This window comes from Pedobacter cryoconitis, assembly GCF_003259615.1.
In the GTDB taxonomy this organism is placed as follows: domain Bacteria; phylum Bacteroidota; class Bacteroidia; order Sphingobacteriales; family Sphingobacteriaceae; genus Pedobacter; species Pedobacter cryoconitis.
Genome location: NZ_QLLR01000019.1, coordinates 15,939 through 32,104, shown reverse-complemented (window position 1 = coordinate 32,104; position 16,166 = coordinate 15,939). Strand labels below are relative to the sequence as shown.

18 protein-coding genes are annotated in these 16,166 nt (G+C 38.4%); 2 read left to right on the top strand and 16 right to left on the bottom strand.

From position 1 onward, the window contains the following. The 3 genes from LY11_RS17025 to LY11_RS17015 all read right to left on the bottom strand — a co-directional run bounded on the left by LY11_RS17025 (window position 1) and on the right by LY11_RS17015 (window position 6,790). Entirely contained in the window at window positions 1-4,386 is a 4,386-nt protein-coding gene (locus tag LY11_RS17025; RefSeq protein WP_111634850.1) for a CusA/CzcA family heavy metal efflux RND transporter, read from the bottom strand. 85 nt (window positions 4,387-4,471) lie between these two features. Continuing rightward, window positions 4,472-4,834, bottom strand: coding sequence for a hypothetical protein (locus tag LY11_RS17020; protein WP_111634849.1), 363 nt, complete (start codon window positions 4,832-4,834; stop codon window positions 4,472-4,474). 48 nt (window positions 4,835-4,882) lie between these two features. Next, window positions 4,883-6,790: a heavy metal translocating P-type ATPase gene (locus LY11_RS17015; protein ID WP_111634848.1), complete on the bottom strand. Its 1,908-nt coding sequence runs from the start codon at window positions 6,788-6,790 to the stop codon at window positions 4,883-4,885. A gap of 88 nt (window positions 6,791-6,878) precedes the next feature. Here LY11_RS17015 and LY11_RS17010 point away from each other — a divergent pair, with 88 nt between their 5' ends. Further along, window positions 6,879-7,736 (top strand): AraC family transcriptional regulator, encoded by an 858-nt coding sequence (locus LY11_RS17010; RefSeq protein WP_111634847.1) that lies wholly within the window; start codon window positions 6,879-6,881, stop codon window positions 7,734-7,736. A 144-nt stretch (window positions 7,737-7,880) separates the two neighbouring features. Here the strand turns inward: LY11_RS17010 and LY11_RS17005 are convergent, their stop codons facing one another. The 3 genes from LY11_RS17005 to LY11_RS16995 form a co-directional block, all read right to left on the bottom strand. After that, entirely contained in the window at window positions 7,881-8,276 is a 396-nt protein-coding gene (locus tag LY11_RS17005; RefSeq protein ID WP_111634846.1) for a VOC family protein, read from the bottom strand. Between the two features lie 46 nt (window positions 8,277-8,322). Further along, window positions 8,323-8,646 carry a hypothetical protein gene (locus LY11_RS17000; protein WP_111634845.1) on the bottom strand — a complete coding sequence of 108 codons (324 nt, stop codon included), beginning with the start codon at window positions 8,644-8,646 and terminating at the stop codon, window positions 8,323-8,325. Between the two features lie 136 nt (window positions 8,647-8,782). Further along, window positions 8,783-9,229 carry a hypothetical protein gene (locus LY11_RS16995; protein ID WP_146610864.1) on the bottom strand — a complete coding sequence of 149 codons (447 nt, stop codon included), beginning with the start codon at window positions 9,227-9,229 and terminating at the stop codon, window positions 8,783-8,785. Window positions 9,230-9,373: 144 nt separating this feature from the next. Here LY11_RS16995 and ligD point away from each other — a divergent pair, with 144 nt between their 5' ends. Then, on the top strand, window positions 9,374-10,330 hold the full coding sequence (gene ligD / locus LY11_RS16990; protein ID WP_111634843.1) for a non-homologous end-joining DNA ligase: 957 nt from the start codon (window positions 9,374-9,376) through the stop codon (window positions 10,328-10,330). Between the two features lie 684 nt (window positions 10,331-11,014). Here the strand turns inward: ligD and LY11_RS16985 are convergent. The 10 genes from LY11_RS16985 to LY11_RS16940 form a co-directional block, all read right to left on the bottom strand. Then, entirely contained in the window at window positions 11,015-11,263 is a 249-nt protein-coding gene (locus LY11_RS16985; RefSeq protein ID WP_111634842.1) for a molybdenum ABC transporter permease, read from the bottom strand. A gap of 293 nt (window positions 11,264-11,556) precedes the next feature. Next, on the bottom strand, window positions 11,557-11,967 hold the full coding sequence (locus tag LY11_RS16980; RefSeq protein WP_111634841.1) for a hypothetical protein: 411 nt from the start codon (window positions 11,965-11,967) through the stop codon (window positions 11,557-11,559). A gap of 2 nt (window positions 11,968-11,969) precedes the next feature. Then, a complete protein-coding gene (locus LY11_RS16975; RefSeq protein ID WP_111634840.1) occupies window positions 11,970-12,275 on the bottom strand; it encodes a hypothetical protein in 306 nt (101 codons plus the stop codon). Between the two features lie 66 nt (window positions 12,276-12,341). Beyond that, window positions 12,342-12,596: a hypothetical protein gene (locus tag LY11_RS16970; RefSeq protein ID WP_111634839.1), complete on the bottom strand. Its 255-nt coding sequence runs from the start codon at window positions 12,594-12,596 to the stop codon at window positions 12,342-12,344. Window positions 12,597-12,607: 11 nt separating this feature from the next. Next, on the bottom strand, window positions 12,608-13,045 hold the full coding sequence (locus LY11_RS16965; RefSeq protein WP_111634838.1) for a DUF6908 domain-containing protein: 438 nt from the start codon (window positions 13,043-13,045) through the stop codon (window positions 12,608-12,610). A 39-nt stretch (window positions 13,046-13,084) separates the two neighbouring features. Continuing rightward, a complete protein-coding gene (locus LY11_RS16960) occupies window positions 13,085-13,570 on the bottom strand; it encodes a J domain-containing protein (protein ID WP_111634837.1) in 486 nt (161 codons plus the stop codon). Then, on the bottom strand, window positions 13,567-13,746 hold the full coding sequence (locus LY11_RS16955) for a hypothetical protein (protein ID WP_111634836.1): 180 nt from the start codon (window positions 13,744-13,746) through the stop codon (window positions 13,567-13,569). Before LY11_RS16955 ends, LY11_RS16960 begins: the two co-directional genes overlap by 4 nt. Before the next feature lie 56 nt (window positions 13,747-13,802). After that, window positions 13,803-14,387 carry a hypothetical protein gene (locus LY11_RS16950; protein WP_111634835.1) on the bottom strand — a complete coding sequence of 195 codons (585 nt, stop codon included), beginning with the start codon at window positions 14,385-14,387 and terminating at the stop codon, window positions 13,803-13,805. Between the two features lie 549 nt (window positions 14,388-14,936). Continuing rightward, window positions 14,937-15,110 (bottom strand): histone H1, encoded by a 174-nt coding sequence (locus tag LY11_RS16945; RefSeq protein WP_111634834.1) that lies wholly within the window; start codon window positions 15,108-15,110, stop codon window positions 14,937-14,939. Window positions 15,111-15,162: 52 nt separating this feature from the next. After that, entirely contained in the window at window positions 15,163-16,152 is a 990-nt protein-coding gene (locus tag LY11_RS16940; RefSeq protein WP_111634833.1) for a hypothetical protein, read from the bottom strand. Window positions 16,153-16,166 lie beyond the last annotated feature (14 nt).

The window sequence follows — 16,166 nt, the reverse complement described above, 5'->3', positions numbered from 1 at the left end:
TTACTTTTTACCTGTGATGTTTTCGATGTCTAATAAATTCTGGTTGTAAGCAAACAGCTCATCCAGGTAATCCGATTTAATTTTAATAGCTAACGCTAAACTTTGAAGATATTGCAAATAAGCAATTTCCCCTCCTTTAAATCCTGCATCCGCATTCTTGATGATCAGATCAGCTTGTTTTAATGCTCCTTGTTCATAATAATCCAGCGTACTGGCATGTTTCTGATTTTGCTGTAAAAGCTGACTGAAGGTGCCTTGCAAAACGCTCTGCTGATCCTCTAGGTTCGCTGAAGCAATCTGCTGGCTTACTTTAGCCGCATTTACCTTTGCCCTATTCCCACCAGGCATTAAAGGAATACCAATTCCAATCTGAAAACCACTAAAACGATCCGATCCGGTATATTTTTGTGCTACACCGTTAAAATTCTGCACCCCATTAAAGGACTGGTTAAAATAGCCAACCGAAAAATCAGGTAACCCCTTTGCTTTTTGAAGACGAGTTTCCTGTTGTTTTACGTTTACCTCCTGTTTTAAATAATTAAGATAAGGATTGTCTGATAGTATCGCACTGTCCTGCGCAAGGACAACAGGCTTTCTTTGAAGTTTATTTTCAAGTACACCAATCTGCTGGTCGCTATTGAGCAGCGTTTGCAATTCTTTTCCAGCAATATGGATATCCATATCAATCTGTTTCGAGGCATTTTTAAGCTCCATCAACTGAGTCTCCGAGGTTACCTTTTCCAGTCGGTTACTTTCACCAGTACGGTAACGAAGGTCACTGGCTTTTAATAGATTGGTATACAAACTATCCTGATATTGCAGCAGATTTCTTTTTTCTCCTAGATAAACCAGTTTGTAGTACACACTTTTAACCTTATTAATTAGTGCAAATACCTGAACATCAAATTGCCCCTGAGCTTTTATAACGTTTTGGGAAGCTAATTTGGATTGTCCGGAATAAACGCTGGGAAACTCGATTTTTTGATTGATGGCGACGTGGTTGTCCGTTGCATTGCTGTTGATCTGCCCCAGCTGGTAGGTCAAATTGGCACGTTCAAGGGTAAGGCTACCTTTCTTAAGCTTTTTTTGATAGTCAACTCCAAATGCCGCTGCTTTGATGCTATTGTTGTTTTTTAAAGCCAGATCAACAGCTTGTTGAAGGCTTAGTTTTTCAGGTCGCCCATCCTGCGCAAATGCTCCGTAAGGCACCAACAAAATGGATGATAATATCAGAACAAAAACGGTATTTAGTGCTGAAGCTAATTTAGGTTTATTGAATTTTTTCTCAAAAAGCATATACAATACCGGGAGAACTAAAAGCGTAAGCAATGTAGCGGTTAGCAATCCACCAATGACCACCGTAGCCAAAGGCCTTTGAATTTCTGCGCCGGATGAATTGGAAATCGCCATCGGAAGAAATCCCAATGAAGCAACGGCAGCGGTCATCAATACAGGTCTTAGCCTGATTTTAGTTCCGGTAAGCACCCGTTCATTAATATCTGTCATTCCTTCTTCCTTTAAGCGGTTAAACTCTGAGATCAATACAATTCCGTTTAATACAGCAACGCCAAAGAGCGCAATAAAACCAACACCTGCAGAAATACTAAAAGGCATATCCCGGATCAGCAATGCAAAAATGCCACCAATAGCTGAAAGCGGGATGGCAGTAAAGATCAGTAAGGTTTGTTTCATAGAATTAAAAGTGAAATAAAGCAGGCAAAGAATAAGTAGCAAGGCTACCGGAAGTGCAAATGCCAATCGTTTATTTGCCGCTTGAAGGTTTTCGAACTGTCCTCCATAAGTCACGTAGTAACCTGCCGGGAGCTTTATCCTTTCGTCGATTTTAGCTTGAATTTCGTTTACAATACTTGCCACATCACGGTCACGAACATTAAAGCCAACTGTAATCCTTCTCTTGGTATCATCCCTTTGTATTTGGTTCGGGCCATTCTTAAATTCTACGGAAGCGACCTCCTCCAGGGGGATTTGCTTACCTGTAGGTGTAGAAATGTATAATCCACGAACATTCCCAATATCTTGTCTATCCTGTGTATCCAACCTGAGAACCATATCGAAGCGTTTTTCTCCTTCATAAACCAGGCCTGCCGTTTCACCAGCAAATGCAGTTTTAATGGTGCGGTTGATCTCTTCAATATTTAATCCATATTGTGCTATTTTATCACGGTTAAACTTGATCTGTATTTGTGGTAAACCAGTCACTTCCTCAACATAGGTATCGTAAACACCGTTAATTGGCCTGATCAGTTTACCGATCTTAGCAGCCTCACTGGTCAATACATCCAAATCTTCACCGTAAATTTTGAGTACCACATCCTGCTTGGCGCCAGTGATCAGCTCATTAAAACGCATCTGGATAGGTTGTTGAAACCCAAAAGTAGCACCGGGTATTATAGAAAGTGCTTTTTGCATGGTGTCAGCAAGTTCCTCGCGTGTTTTGGCAGTTGTCCATTCGTCTTTATCCTTAAGGATTACCATCATATCCCCTGCTTCAATTGGCATAGGATCTGTTGGAATTTCGCCTGAGCCTATCTTATTGACCACCTGTTTTACTTCAGGGAAGCTAAGAATGATCTTTTGGGCTTTCCTGGATACTTCAATCATCTGGTCAATAGAACTTCCTGTAAGTACCCTGGTTTCAACAGCAAAGTCCCCTTCATCTAGTTGCGGGATAAACTCTCCTCCTAAACGTTTAAAGGTAACGATACTGATTACAAAAAGCACAATTGCAGTGATGACTACGGCTTTCTTATGCAGTATAGCCCTTTTAATCAGCGGATTATATAACTTCTGGAAATAATCCATCATTCTATCGGAAAAATTAGGCTTATGAGTGGTATTCTTGCTCAATCCCAAAGCCGCCATCATCGGAACATAAGTCAATGAAAGAATAAATGCACCCAAAATGGCAAACATTACAGTTTGTGCCATCGGTCTGAACATCTTTCCTTCAATTCCAACCAGTACCAATAATGGCAGATAAACAATCAGGATGATGATCTCTCCAAATGCGGCACTCGTTCTGATCTTTGAGGAAGCCTGATACACCTCTTCATCCATTTGCCTCTGGGTAAGCCGGGCAATTCCCTTGGCAGCAAGTTCTCCAAGTGCTATACGGTGAACAATACTTTCAACAACAATTACCGCACCATCCACGATGAGTCCAAAATCTATGGCTCCAAGACTCATCAGGTTACCAGAGACACCAAAAAGGTTCATCATACAAATTGCAAAGAGCATGGCCAGAGGGATAACCGAAGCGACAACTAATCCTGCCCGTAAGTTCCCTAAAAACAAGATTAAAATAAAAATCACAATCAAAGCGCCTTCAATCAGGTTTTTAGAAACAGTGCCAATGGCATTATCTACCAGTTTCTTCCGGTCAAGAAAGGGTTCAATCGTGACCCCTTCTGGCAAGGTCTTTTTGATCTGCTCAATTCTTTCTTTGACATTGTTGATCACCTCAGAAGAGTTAGCACCTTTGAGCATCATGACAATTCCCGTCACTGTTTCGCCTTCGCCGTTACGTGTTGCTGCACCATACCGTACACTGTTACCAAACTGTACGGTAGCCACATCGCGAACCAGGACGGGAATTCCGTTATTGGTTTTGATTACAATCTTGCCAATATCTTCCAAGCCAGCAACTAAGCCTTCACTTCTGATAAAGTAGGCATTGGGTGATTTATTAATATAGGCACCACCCGTATTCTGGTTATTGGTTTCCAGTGCCTTAAAAATGTCAGCAATGCTGACATTTACGCTGCGCAGGCGATCAGGATTTACCGCAATTTCGTACTGTTTGACGTAACCACCAAATCCGCTAACCTCGGCAACTCCCGGAGTGCCTAACAACTGACGTTTCACTATCCAATCTTGAATGGTGCGTAATTCAGTTGCATCATATTTTTTTTCGTAACCTCTTTTCGGATGGACTACATACTGGTATATTTCCCCCAATCCAGTAGTAACAGGCGCCATTTCAGGTTTTCCGACACCATCAGGGATTTGCTTTGCGGCATCGTTCAAGCGTTCACTGATCTGCTGGCGGGCCCAATAGATATCAATATCCTCTTTAAAAACGATCGTCACAATGGATAATCCAAAACGGGAAAAGGAACGGATTTGACTAATACCAGGAATACTGGCCATAGTTTGTTCAACAGGAAAGGTTATTAAACGTTCAGCTTCTTGAGCAGCTAAATTTGGGGTAACAGTGATGACCATCACCTGATTGTCAGTAATATCAGGTACGGCATCAATAGGTAATTTGGTTACGGAATAGATACCCCAGGCAATTAGAGCAAGGGTAAACAGGCCAATAACGAGTTTATTCTTGATAGAGAACTCTATAATCTTATTGAGCATTTTGAAAGTTTATTGTAAAAAATCATAAATTGAGATTGCATAGGCAATCCTTTCCATTTACTTCATTAGTAAATAATTGCGGTAATTAACAATAAACTGGGGGTCCTCTTAATGTCGAGGTATCCGCATCTAACTTTGTAGGGGGATATTCAGGCGGTCGAGTACCGAATTCCGGTGTAATAATTTCAAGAAACTGACTAAAGTTGTATTCTACAAAACTAACAATGATAGGTATACAAACAATGGTATGATCAAAATCCACTTTCTGAATTAAGTCTCCATCAAGCTTTACGTTATCAAAGGGGGTAGCTGAATGATCTTTATGATGATCGTGTTGATCAACCCCAAATTCTTTGGCTTCCTCATCATGGTGATGTGGAAAGAGGTTATGAGCCAATAAAAGGCAGAAAGCAAGTCCAATAAAAACACGGGCAAGCCATACTCTCATAATGCAAATATATAATTAAGTGTCATAAGTTTCCCCAACGCCCGCAATTTACCTTAGCAGCCTTAAACCACTTAAAATGACCAGCACGGTACTTCCCTCGTGTCCGACTACACCTTCAGGTAGGTTGATCATGCCCCCAATAAAGTTTAAAGTAACCAAAGTTAGTGCAACAGCTATTGCAAACACAATATTCTGCTTAATCACTTTGTCTGTCCTTCTACCTAATTGAATAGCAAAGGGTATGTTCTCAATGTTGTCCTTCATTAAGATGACATCAGCTGTTTCCATAGCGATATCTGTGCCGCCACTTCCGATAGCTATTCCAACAGAAGCCGTTGCCAATGCTGGAGCATCATTGACACCATCACCTACCATAGCAACCTTACCATATAGATTTTCCAGTTTTTGGACTATTTCCACTTTTTGCTGAGGCATTAATTCTGAATAAACGTCTTCAATTCCTGCCTGTTTTGCTATGGCCATTGCTGTTGTATTGCTATCTCCTGTTAACAAGGCTGTTCTGACACCCATATCCTTCAGATCACTTATTATCTTCTTTGCCCAGGGCCGAATGCTGTCCTGAATAGTCATGATACCAATTAATTTATGACCCGCTGCAATGTATATAACTGTTTTACCTTCTTCCTCTAACTGCGATGCAATTTTATCCTGTGCCTGTTCAACAAAAATATCAGTAAACATATTTCTTTTTCCAATGCTATATTCAACCTGATCTAATGAAGCTTGAACGCCTAAACCGTGAATCGCTTGTAATCCAACTGGCAGGGTTAGAGAAATGCCTTTTTCAATAGCAGCCTGAACGATTGCTTTTGCAATTGGATGTTCGGAGAGTGTTTCAACACTTGCTGTTACACGGAGCAATTCATCCTCCGAATAAGAAGCAAACGGTAAAACGTCAACTAGTTTTGGTCTTCCAACAGTAAGTGTACCTGTTTTGTCAAATGCAACTACTTTTACGCCAGCTATATTTTGTAGGTGAACTCCACCTTTAAATAAAACACCATGCCTGGCAGCATTGGATATTGCAGATAACATGGCAGGCATAATGGAAGATACAAGGGCACATGGTGAGGCGACTACCAAAAAGATCATAGCCCGGTATATCGTTTGATCCCAATTCCAACCTAAAAGATATGGTGGTAGAATCATTAAAAGAATAGCAACTAATACCACGACCTTTGCATATATTCCTTCAAATTTCTCCAAGAATAGCTGTGCGGGTGGTTTTTCATTTTTTGCTTCCTGAACCAGGTGAATGATCTTGGACAAAACAGTTTCTTCGGCCGGACTTGTTACCCTGATTTGAATCGCTCCCTGTCCATTGATTGTTCCCGAAAAAACTTCATCACCTTTTTCTTTATCTACAGGTAAGGCTTCCCCTGTAATGGAAGCCTGGTTAATTGCAGAATATCCTTCTGAAATAATTCCGTCTGCGGAAATCCTCTCTCCCGGACGTACCAATATAATATCTCCCAATTTTAATGTATCTACTTTCACAATTCTTTCAACACCATTTTCCAAAATAACTGCTTGCTCGGGCAGCAGGCTCATAATTGACTTAATGTCTCTATTTGTCCGCTCCATTGTATAGCCTTCCAAAGCACCACTTAAAGAAAAAATAAAGATAAGTATTGCTCCGTCCATCCAGTATCCAATTACGGCAGCGCCAATTGCGGCAACTACCATTAACAAATCAACATCAATATCTTTCTCTTTAAAAAGTGTTTCTAAGCCTTCCAATGCTTTTTGATAACCACCTATTAGGTACGCAAGGACATAAAAAGCAATCTCAATTCCCCCCATTTCATTCTTCCCTGCGAGCCAGGCCATAATAATGAAAACCAAACATGCTCCAGTAACTACGGCTGCTCCATGCTTTTCCCATAGTTCAGATGATAAGCGATTTTGAGGTCTTGGAATAATTAGCTCTGCCATAAAATCAGTTTTAATTGAATTGTAAAATTACAATGGCAACGAAAAATAAAACAGGTAAAAAACCGATGTTTTTCGGTAGCTTTAAGACATGAAAACTTTGCAGCTATTTCAAGACGTAGAGGTGACGATCAAGGAAATCACCTCTAATACATCTGGTTTACATAGACACTACTTCTTTGAGATGATTTATGTGATGAAAGGATCGGGTATCCATAACATTAACAATAACCACTTTGAGTTTTTTGAAGGAGATATATTTCTATTAACTCCTGACGATGCACATACTTTTAGGATCGAAAATTATACCAAATTCTGCATCATAGATTTTACAGAGAATTTTTTTTCAAGGAGTGCTTTCAGAAAGGAAGAAAAAATGGATGTTGGTGATTTTTTTAAACGCCTGGAATACATATTTCATAATCATCATGGTGTAACGGGAAATCTCGTAGCAGAATCGGATAAAAATTTATTTAAGGTTTTAATAACCCAACTAATAGAAGAGAAGGAAAACCAGCTTTCTTTTTCAAACATTATCACTCAAAACATCGTTTTTTTACTATTACATTTGATTGCAAGAAATATACAACAAAATATTATCAGCATTTCTAAAATCCATAACCCAAAAGACAGGATTCATGAGATAACAGTATATGTCCAGCAACATATTTATGCTAAGGAATTGATTAAGATCGAAAACATTTCAGCCCATTTCAATAAATCTCCAGATCATTTAAACAGATACTTCAAACAGCAGACAGGAAACACGATTAAAGATTATATCACCAAGTACAAATTAGAACTGATTAAAACACGTCTGAAATATAGTGATCTTACAATTACTGAAATTGCCAATGAAATGAACTTTACGGATGAAAGCCATTTGAACAAAACCTTTAAAAGTGTTTTTGGGCAAACTGCCTCACAATTTAAGAAAACAGTAGGTTAATTATTTTATTTCTGAACCGTATCCTAACTGTATATTACAATGAATGTGACCCCTTATTAATTAATTCTTGTATTTCCTGCCCTGTTTTATTCACTTAATTTCTTTTTATTTCTCCACCAAAGGATGTGTGAATAATACTTTGGTTTATCCTTTATTTTGCTGTATTAAATCCCATAAATTGCCATAAAGATCTTTGAATACAGCAACTTTCCCATAAATTTCATCAACGGGATCGCGTACAAACACAACACCATTAGCTACCATCATCGCGTAATCCCTATTAAAATCATTAGTACCTAGAAATAAAAAAACTCTTCCCCCGCTTTGGTTACCGATTACTGATTTTTGTGATTCATCAACTGCTTTAGCTAGAAGCAGACAACATCCTGAAGAACCAGGGGGTTGAATTAAAACCCATCGTTTTAAATCTGAAAGTTGGGAATCTTCAATTACTGTGAAATTCAGTTTTTCTACATAAAATTCGATGGCTTCATCGTAGTCGTTAACTAAAAGTGCTATATGAATTATTGATTGTTTCAACTTTCTAAATGCTTAATCCATCTTAAAATATTTGATAGTACCTTTTTTATTCTGATCTCATCTGAACTTTTTCAAAGATAACTTCAAGTTGATCAGCAAGTTTTGTATCATCATCGTTTTTGTTTTCATCAAGCAATTTCATGGCGCAATAAAGGCCGTTACGCATATCTACAACATCCGACCCTGCGAGTTCTAACAGGTCTGAAAGCGATTCGTTTTTTTTCAAAATAACATTAAGTCTGCTGGCAAGTATCCGATCTGAGCCATTTACGTATTTATTAAGCTCGTCAATTGCTAATTTGAGGCCATGACGTATGGCTGATGCATCAGATCCTTTCAGTTCTATTTTTAAATCCTGTAATTTTTCCATATTCAAATATCGTAAAGACTAAAACTAGACCTTTACGGTTTCCCGTAATCCCAATAATTAATCAACTTTCTAAACCAAAAGACCAACCTACTAAAATAGGATGGTTTTTTTATCATTATAAAAGAAGATATAATGATCAATCGGGAATTTTAGTGTAAGTCTTTTTGGTGCCATCAGCAGAAATCTGAATAATCGTCTTCTGATCGGTGTTAACTTTAAATATTCGCACTTGTCCTGTCATAGGTTCGGTAATCCTAAGTGTGGTATCACTGGCTTGTAATGTCGCTACTTCTAGGTCACCGGAACCATAATCGTTCCATACACCTGCTTTTTTATTCTTATTTGGCCTTTCGGGATCGTCCTGCTTTGCGGCAGACCATATGGCGATTATTTGGATGTCAAATTTACCATGATCGTTGGATTTTACTTGCATAGTGTCCTTGAAATAGTCATAATTATTCTCACCCGTAGAAGCATATTTTCCAGAAATATCATCTTTCAGTTTGCCTGAAGAGGAACAGGCGGAGATAAAAAGAAGTAAGAACAGGTAATTTAAAAGTGGTGTCTTTTTCAACGTTTTCATATCAATAACATTAAGAATGGACATTATTAATTTCTAATCTAACGAAAAATTTATAAATATCATATTGACTAGTAGCTTGTTGTAATTTTTACAGCCATCCAAAACTACTGTGGTTTGTTTATGTTAATGCTATAAAGATCACAAATGAGCAAGTTTAAAAAATCAAATATGCCAGACCATATTTCACCAATGCTATGTACACTGGTGAAAAAACCACCTAAAAATTCAAATTATCTTTTTGAATTGAAATGGGACGGTTATAGGATTGTTTCTAAAGTTGAATCCGATCAGGTTCGTATGAACTCCAGAGGGGGGTTAGATTATACCAAACGTTATCCCTTAATTGCCAAAGCACTGAAATCGCTCGGGCATGATGTTATTTTGGATGGCGAAGTGGTTGTTTTCACGGATGAAGGTAAACCTGATTTTGATGCAATACAGCTCTACAACGGGCATGAAACCTCAATACAGTATTGTGTGTTTGATTTGCTTTGGCTTGATGGGCACAATTTGATGGAACTACCGCTTTTGAAGAGAAAGGAACTATTAAAAACATTGTTATCCGATAACGAAGTATTAAAATTTAGCGATAGCTACGACGACGGGGAAGCCCTCTATCAAAAAACCTTCGAAATGGATTTGGAAGGGATTGTTGCTAAAGACAAAGAGAGCCCTTACATAGCTGGCTATCGCGGTGAATATTGGGTGAAAATTCCTACCCGAAAAAGGCAGGAATTTGTAATCGGCGGATGGGCAGATTCAGAAAAAACAAGATCTTTTAAGTCACTGCTTTTTGGAGCATATGAAAACGGTAAATTAACTTGGATCGGCAGGTCTGGCGGGGGCTACAAACTTAGCGAAATGCCTGCCATTCTTGAAAAGTTAAAAAAGATTGAAACGGATAAATCGCCTTTTGTCAATAAGGTACTGGACACAAAAGGTGCTAAGACCCATTGGGTAAAGCCACAACTTGTGGCGAATTTTGAATTTGCTGCGTGGACAAAATCTGGACGCATCAGAAAACCTGCAACGATCCTTGGCTTCAGGTACGATAAAAAAGCCAAAGACGTGGTACGGGAAATACCAAAAGAAACATTATAAAAAAAGCGGCAAACAATTATACCGAATGTTTACCGCAATCTAAATTAACGCTCTCTACTATAATACGTACGAAATAATGAATTATTGTCTCAAGCCGATTATTTACCCTTGATTCTACCACTATTTGTCATTGGTTTCCTGCTTATCAGGTATAGTCGCAGGTTTCACCCCATTATTATGCAGAAAATATCGTGCATAAAGCTATTTTAAATTGAACAAAATGAACAAATTTGAAAATATTGCAATTATAATGCTTTAACATACAGCTGACACACCTGGAAGTGCTTTTAAATTAACAGGAACTCTTATATGAACCAATTTTAAGTGACAGATTGCATCAACATTAAATTATTTAGGATTATTTTAGCGCCAAACCCACTAATTCTGACCGGATAGGAATAAAATCACATGGACGGCACTAAATATACTGGATTTGAAATCCTACTTAATGAACAGAAATTATTCATCCAGCCAAAAGAACCAACTGGTAGCTTCTATGTGTTTATATCAGACATATTACTAGGAATAGTCAGTGTAAAAATGCAAAACGGAAAGAGATACTGGTCATCAGAAACCAAACTTAACAAAAAACTTCTATCGAAAATTGGTAGTTCAATTACAAGATATCATCGTAAAACAACCTCATCGAAATAACGCTATGACTGTTATTATGTCCGTTAATTTTTATTTATGGGTTGCAAAGAAATATGATATAGCGATTAGTATTCCGATTATGATCAGGAACGCCCCAACAAATCTACCAACCTTTTCAAGCATTTGAATGGTATACGCATTCCCGTATGATTTAAATTCTTCCACTCCTGCCATATTTCTCCTGTTGAATTGTCTCTTATTAATTTGAAATCTTAAAAAAAAGCCGCCAGCTATAAATATAATCGCCCAAATCAGGTTCATGTTACTTTGTTTTTTCATCTATAACGCCTTTTTAACTATGATTATTTGGATAAGATATTGGAATTTGGATACCCAAGGTTATCCAGCCTATAAAATTCCTTCTGCTTGCATGGTAGCTATGCCTTTCGGTGGCAGATCAAGAGCTGTGTAATAAACAATCGGTATTTAACTTAAACCATATAGCAGAATTGTTTTATTTCTGCTATATGGTTTTTATATTATTTTATTTTAGCCAAGCATGTACGAACATCACCTATAAGTCACTTAGAGCACCTGCCAAAAAAGCCCTATTAATACCATTTTATAGGCGTTTAAAGGGCTTTTTTAGTCTTCCAAGGGGCTATCTTTAAGTATTTATATATCAAGTCCACGGCAATTTTAAACTTCTCATTCACGCTTTTATGATCTGCGTACTTAATAATCCGGTCATTTACAAAAAGGCTGGTGTAAGTAAAAAATAGCTGATCGCTAAAAACCCTGCTACTTTTAGCCATATTGAAAGAATGGCGTTTTAAAATCCCTGCGGTTTCCTCGGATAAAGAAAACCAGTAATCAAATCCTATAAATCCACTGTCCCATTCTTTGGCGTACCGCTCTTTATTTTCACGGAAATCGTTACACACATTTTGTAAATGCTTTAAAAAAAGCGGCATTTCTGCTGGGAAAAGGTCATGCAACAACCTTGCTTTTTCTGTATTTGTTAAATCTTCTATAGCTTTCATGATCAGATTTTTTTAGGTAAATTTTTCATTGAATTTTTCAGGTCTTCGGGAATATGTGGGGGACAGTCTGCCAAACTTAAAGGAATAGATTTTCCATCTTGGATGGCAAAGGCTATACGGGCAACCCGCACGCTGTTTATCTGCAAAATTTCAGCACGTTTTTTTTTCAGCTTAAAATATATATCCCAGAGTGCATTGTCGTAGCTACTGCCAAGCCCGTTAACCGTATGGCTTTTAAAGGTCTTGCCATTAACTTTCTTTATGGCTACATTAAAAATAAAATCATAGCCGATTGATAAACTTTTCATAGCTTTTTTTTTAGATAGGGAACTTTCATTCCCTATGTTTTCAAGTCGATTAGTTAATTTCAGCGGTTAAAATCTTCCCCGATCAGGGTTTGGGTTAATTCCAATTATGGTATGGCTTTTAACCTCTATAACACTACCGCACCGCTCACACCTGCAATATTCTGCGCCAATCGGACTAATCAAATTGCCGTATCGGTCACTGGCATTAAAACCGTCCAGTTTTTCAAAGTTTTTGCATTTGCAAACCCAATAATCCAAATATTCATGGTATCCCATTTCCTCCGCATCCTGCGGAATAAAAGTTCCTTTTTTTGTATTCATAGCGATAAGGTTTAGTCTAAAAATCCCTGACTTTTGATATTTGACAACCATAGGTTAGCGAATGCGGCTTGGTCTGCGTTCATCTGTGGAGCATATTTCTTAGTGATACTATCAATGATCAAAACACTTTCTTCAAATAACCCAATACTGTCCTGCTGAAACATAGAAGGGATTATTTTCACCTTTTCGTACGCTGTTGTGTCCGCCAGACGCTGATCTACGACAATAAAGCGCATTTCGGGGTCTCTCATCATATCACCCATTTGCTTATAATAATGGAGTAAACTATAGTGACATGCGAAGCCGTAAGGGGTAAGAATGCGCTCGCCAATTCTTTCAAGCACTAAGGGCATAAAACCCTCATTATCAATCTCGATGTAATCATTGCCGTTTAGTTTTCCTAAAAGCGCACAAAAAATTATGTTGCTATTTTTATTTAAAGTTTTCATAAGAAATGCGCCCTTTGAAGGGTTGCGCCTCCGCTTTAATCAGTTAATAAAATGATGGTTTTTTGATTTGTTGTCCTTAAGGATTTCACTGCCGTATTTGGAACGGATTTCCTCAAGCGACTTTTTACCGCCTTTGGTAACTTTGTATTCTCCCGTACGGAAGTACCATGCTAATTTTTTAGAAGCAAAAAGATAACCTGCTTCCTTTAGGGTGGATTTAACTGGGTAGGTATTTCCAGTGACCCAAATCCAATAGCCAACAAGTTCAATTGTAATTCCTTCCAAATGAATGATCTTTTCAATAGCCTGTCTGTATTCCTCGGAAAAACGGATTTCATTTTCTGTTTCTTCCTCGGATAGTTTACTATCTCCTTTAATTGCCTTTGCGGATGCAAACGCAAATTCTTTATTGATCTCCTGCATGGTAGCTGTATCGCCCCCTAGATCGGGATGATATTGTTTAGCCAGTTTTTTATACATCGCCTTAACCTCGTCAAGGCTGGTGCAGTCATTAAACCATTTCATAATTGCTTAGTATCAGAAATAAAAGATTCTAAGATTTCCGTTTCCAGTACCGTTACATTTTCTGTACTGCCAATACTATAATTTGTTTCGGTTTCAAGCTCCTGCACCGCTTTAGATAAAGTAAGGGAGCTAGAAACTTCTATACGGATCGTAAAGATTAAAGTGTAAGTTTTCATAATGAAGGAATTAAGGGTAAATAATGCCCCTACCATGAGTAAGGGCATTAAGGAGATTACAGGGTAAGGGAAATTTGTGCTTCCACCTCGGCTAGTTTATCATAGCAAAGGGTTTTAATCTGATTGGCAGTTTTATCGATGATAAAAGGGTTTTTGGTTTTAAATTCCCGGCCTGTATCGTCTTTGATGATAAGGGTACATCCTTGATAATGGTTCACGTTGGTTTCCTCTGCTTCATCCATTTGCGCAATTTCAAAGGCATCAAGTGTATCAGTGGTTTCGATCAGTTTATCCCTTTGATTTGAAAGACGCCCAAGGTCTTTTATTTTTTTAAGGGTCTGTTCAAGGTTAAGGGCAGGTTTTTCCTCCGCTAACTTTGCTTTAATCTCTGCTTTGGTGGGCTCTGCTGTTGGTTGCTCGGCTTGCGCTTTTGGGGCTTCCGATTTTGCTTGCGCCTGCACATTTTCAGTCAGAGGTTTTTGCTCCTCGGCATTACCGGCAGGTGTTTCCCCTTTTGCATTATCTTCAAACGATGAACTAATAGGTAAGCCGTTTACCTTGTCTTTTTCGGCTTTGCTATTTACTGCTGAACTGTTTACTTTTTCTTTTCCTTTGTTGCTTTCGATTACTGTAGTTTTCATAACTTTTGTATTAGTGATTATTAAAAAATGTTTCCTGTTAATTGCCCGTTGTTCGGGTGTTTGTGCCTTTGCGGTGCGTCCGCTCCGCTGTGGGTTGCTGTGGGTGGGCTTCTGCCTTTTTTTGTTTTCATGGGACTGTGGGTTTTAAAAAATATCGTCGGCGGGGGCCTCCTCGCCTTAATCTAATACCCTCACCTGATCACAATCCTTTTTTCAAGATCAAGGCTTTGCGAAAAAAAAAACCTCGTGAGCGCAGCGAGCAGGGAAGATTTTTTTTCAGCAAACCCGAAGGGTTGCCTTGTCGGAAAAAGGATTGTTCAGATCTTTGTTAAGATTTAGGCTTAGGGGGGATTTTATATGACTTAGCTAGTCATTCAGCACTTAGCAGGGAAACAGGAAAGATTTGAAAGATGTAAGTGGAAAAAATAAGAAAAGAAAACTGGGCGAGGGAAATGGGAAAGGTTAAGTCCAAAGACAGTTACGGTGGGTTAAGGCATAAAAAAAGCCTGAATGTTTCCATTCAGGCTAATCGATTTGCAAAATAAAGAGCTATACGTTCTTTTTGGCGGATACCTCTTTTCTAATATCCTGCGCTATTGTTTTGCCCAACAATAACGCTTTACGTAATCTTACCCCTGCGGCTTTGTTTCCCCTTTCGTAAAACTTACGGGCATCCGATTCAGCTGAAATAATCAGCGTTTTTAATTCAAAGAATCTTTTCATGATTTTATTTATTAAGTGAAAAATTAATAATTGATTTCGTACTAAAGGCAACTTATCGAGCCATTTCCTGACCTTGTGCCAGGTCTTTTTCTTTTGATTTGTCCTTATCAAGAAGGGCAGCCTGCGCAGGTTTGGAAAGAAACTGTTCACGTTTTTCAGGAGACCCATCTGGATTGAAGAAATTAACCTTTTTGAAACGGACGGCAGTTTCGATATCTAATTCGTGGTTTTTAGTACCATTGCTGGCTATTACCCTCGGCCTGTCTCCGTTTTTTAATGCATTTTCTAATTGTTCCCTATTTTCTGGTTTGTCCATACCTTTGATATTGTAATCGCTGATCACTTTTGACAAGTCAAAGCCGTACTCTGGGTCTCGGTGCATAGACAGCCTGAAATTCAGGCCAGTTTTACCGCTATCCATATCCAAGCTGACCCACGCTTTAAAGATGCTTCCACTTTTATGATCTACCAGATCATCACGGTAAACTGATCGGCCTTGAACCAAGTTGGCTGCTTGAGGGGCAGTAAAGCCTTTACCTTGTTCGGTAAAAAATGTCTGTTCAATAGGTTTACCGTAAAATGCACCACGAAAGTCCCTTGATACGAAATTGACTTCTCCTTTTTCCATACTGGCAAGCGTAGTTTTATGTGCCACATCTTTGCCAATAGCCAGTTCAACATTGCCTTCTCTTTTTTTAAACTGTTCTATGGCATCTATAGGATGATCAAACTTTTTAATATCGTTTTTACCATCCGTCCTTGGAGTGATAATAAAGTAAGACTGGCCTTCCTCCAGTGGTTTAATCTTATGATGTTCAACAGTAAATTTGGACATATAATAGTTGTCAGACTGTTCTGAACGTTTAAAGGGGTAGGTAATGTCCACATGGCCATTTGCGGCTTGCTTCGTTTCCCGTACATTAAAATTCAGTAGCCCGTTTCTCATGTTTTCTTCCATTTTTTTAATGGATTCTTCACTGGCACCAAGATCTCTCATATCCGCTTTGCGGTCTTCGAGATTGTTTAAATTAATCGTACTCATATCTTATGTTTTTA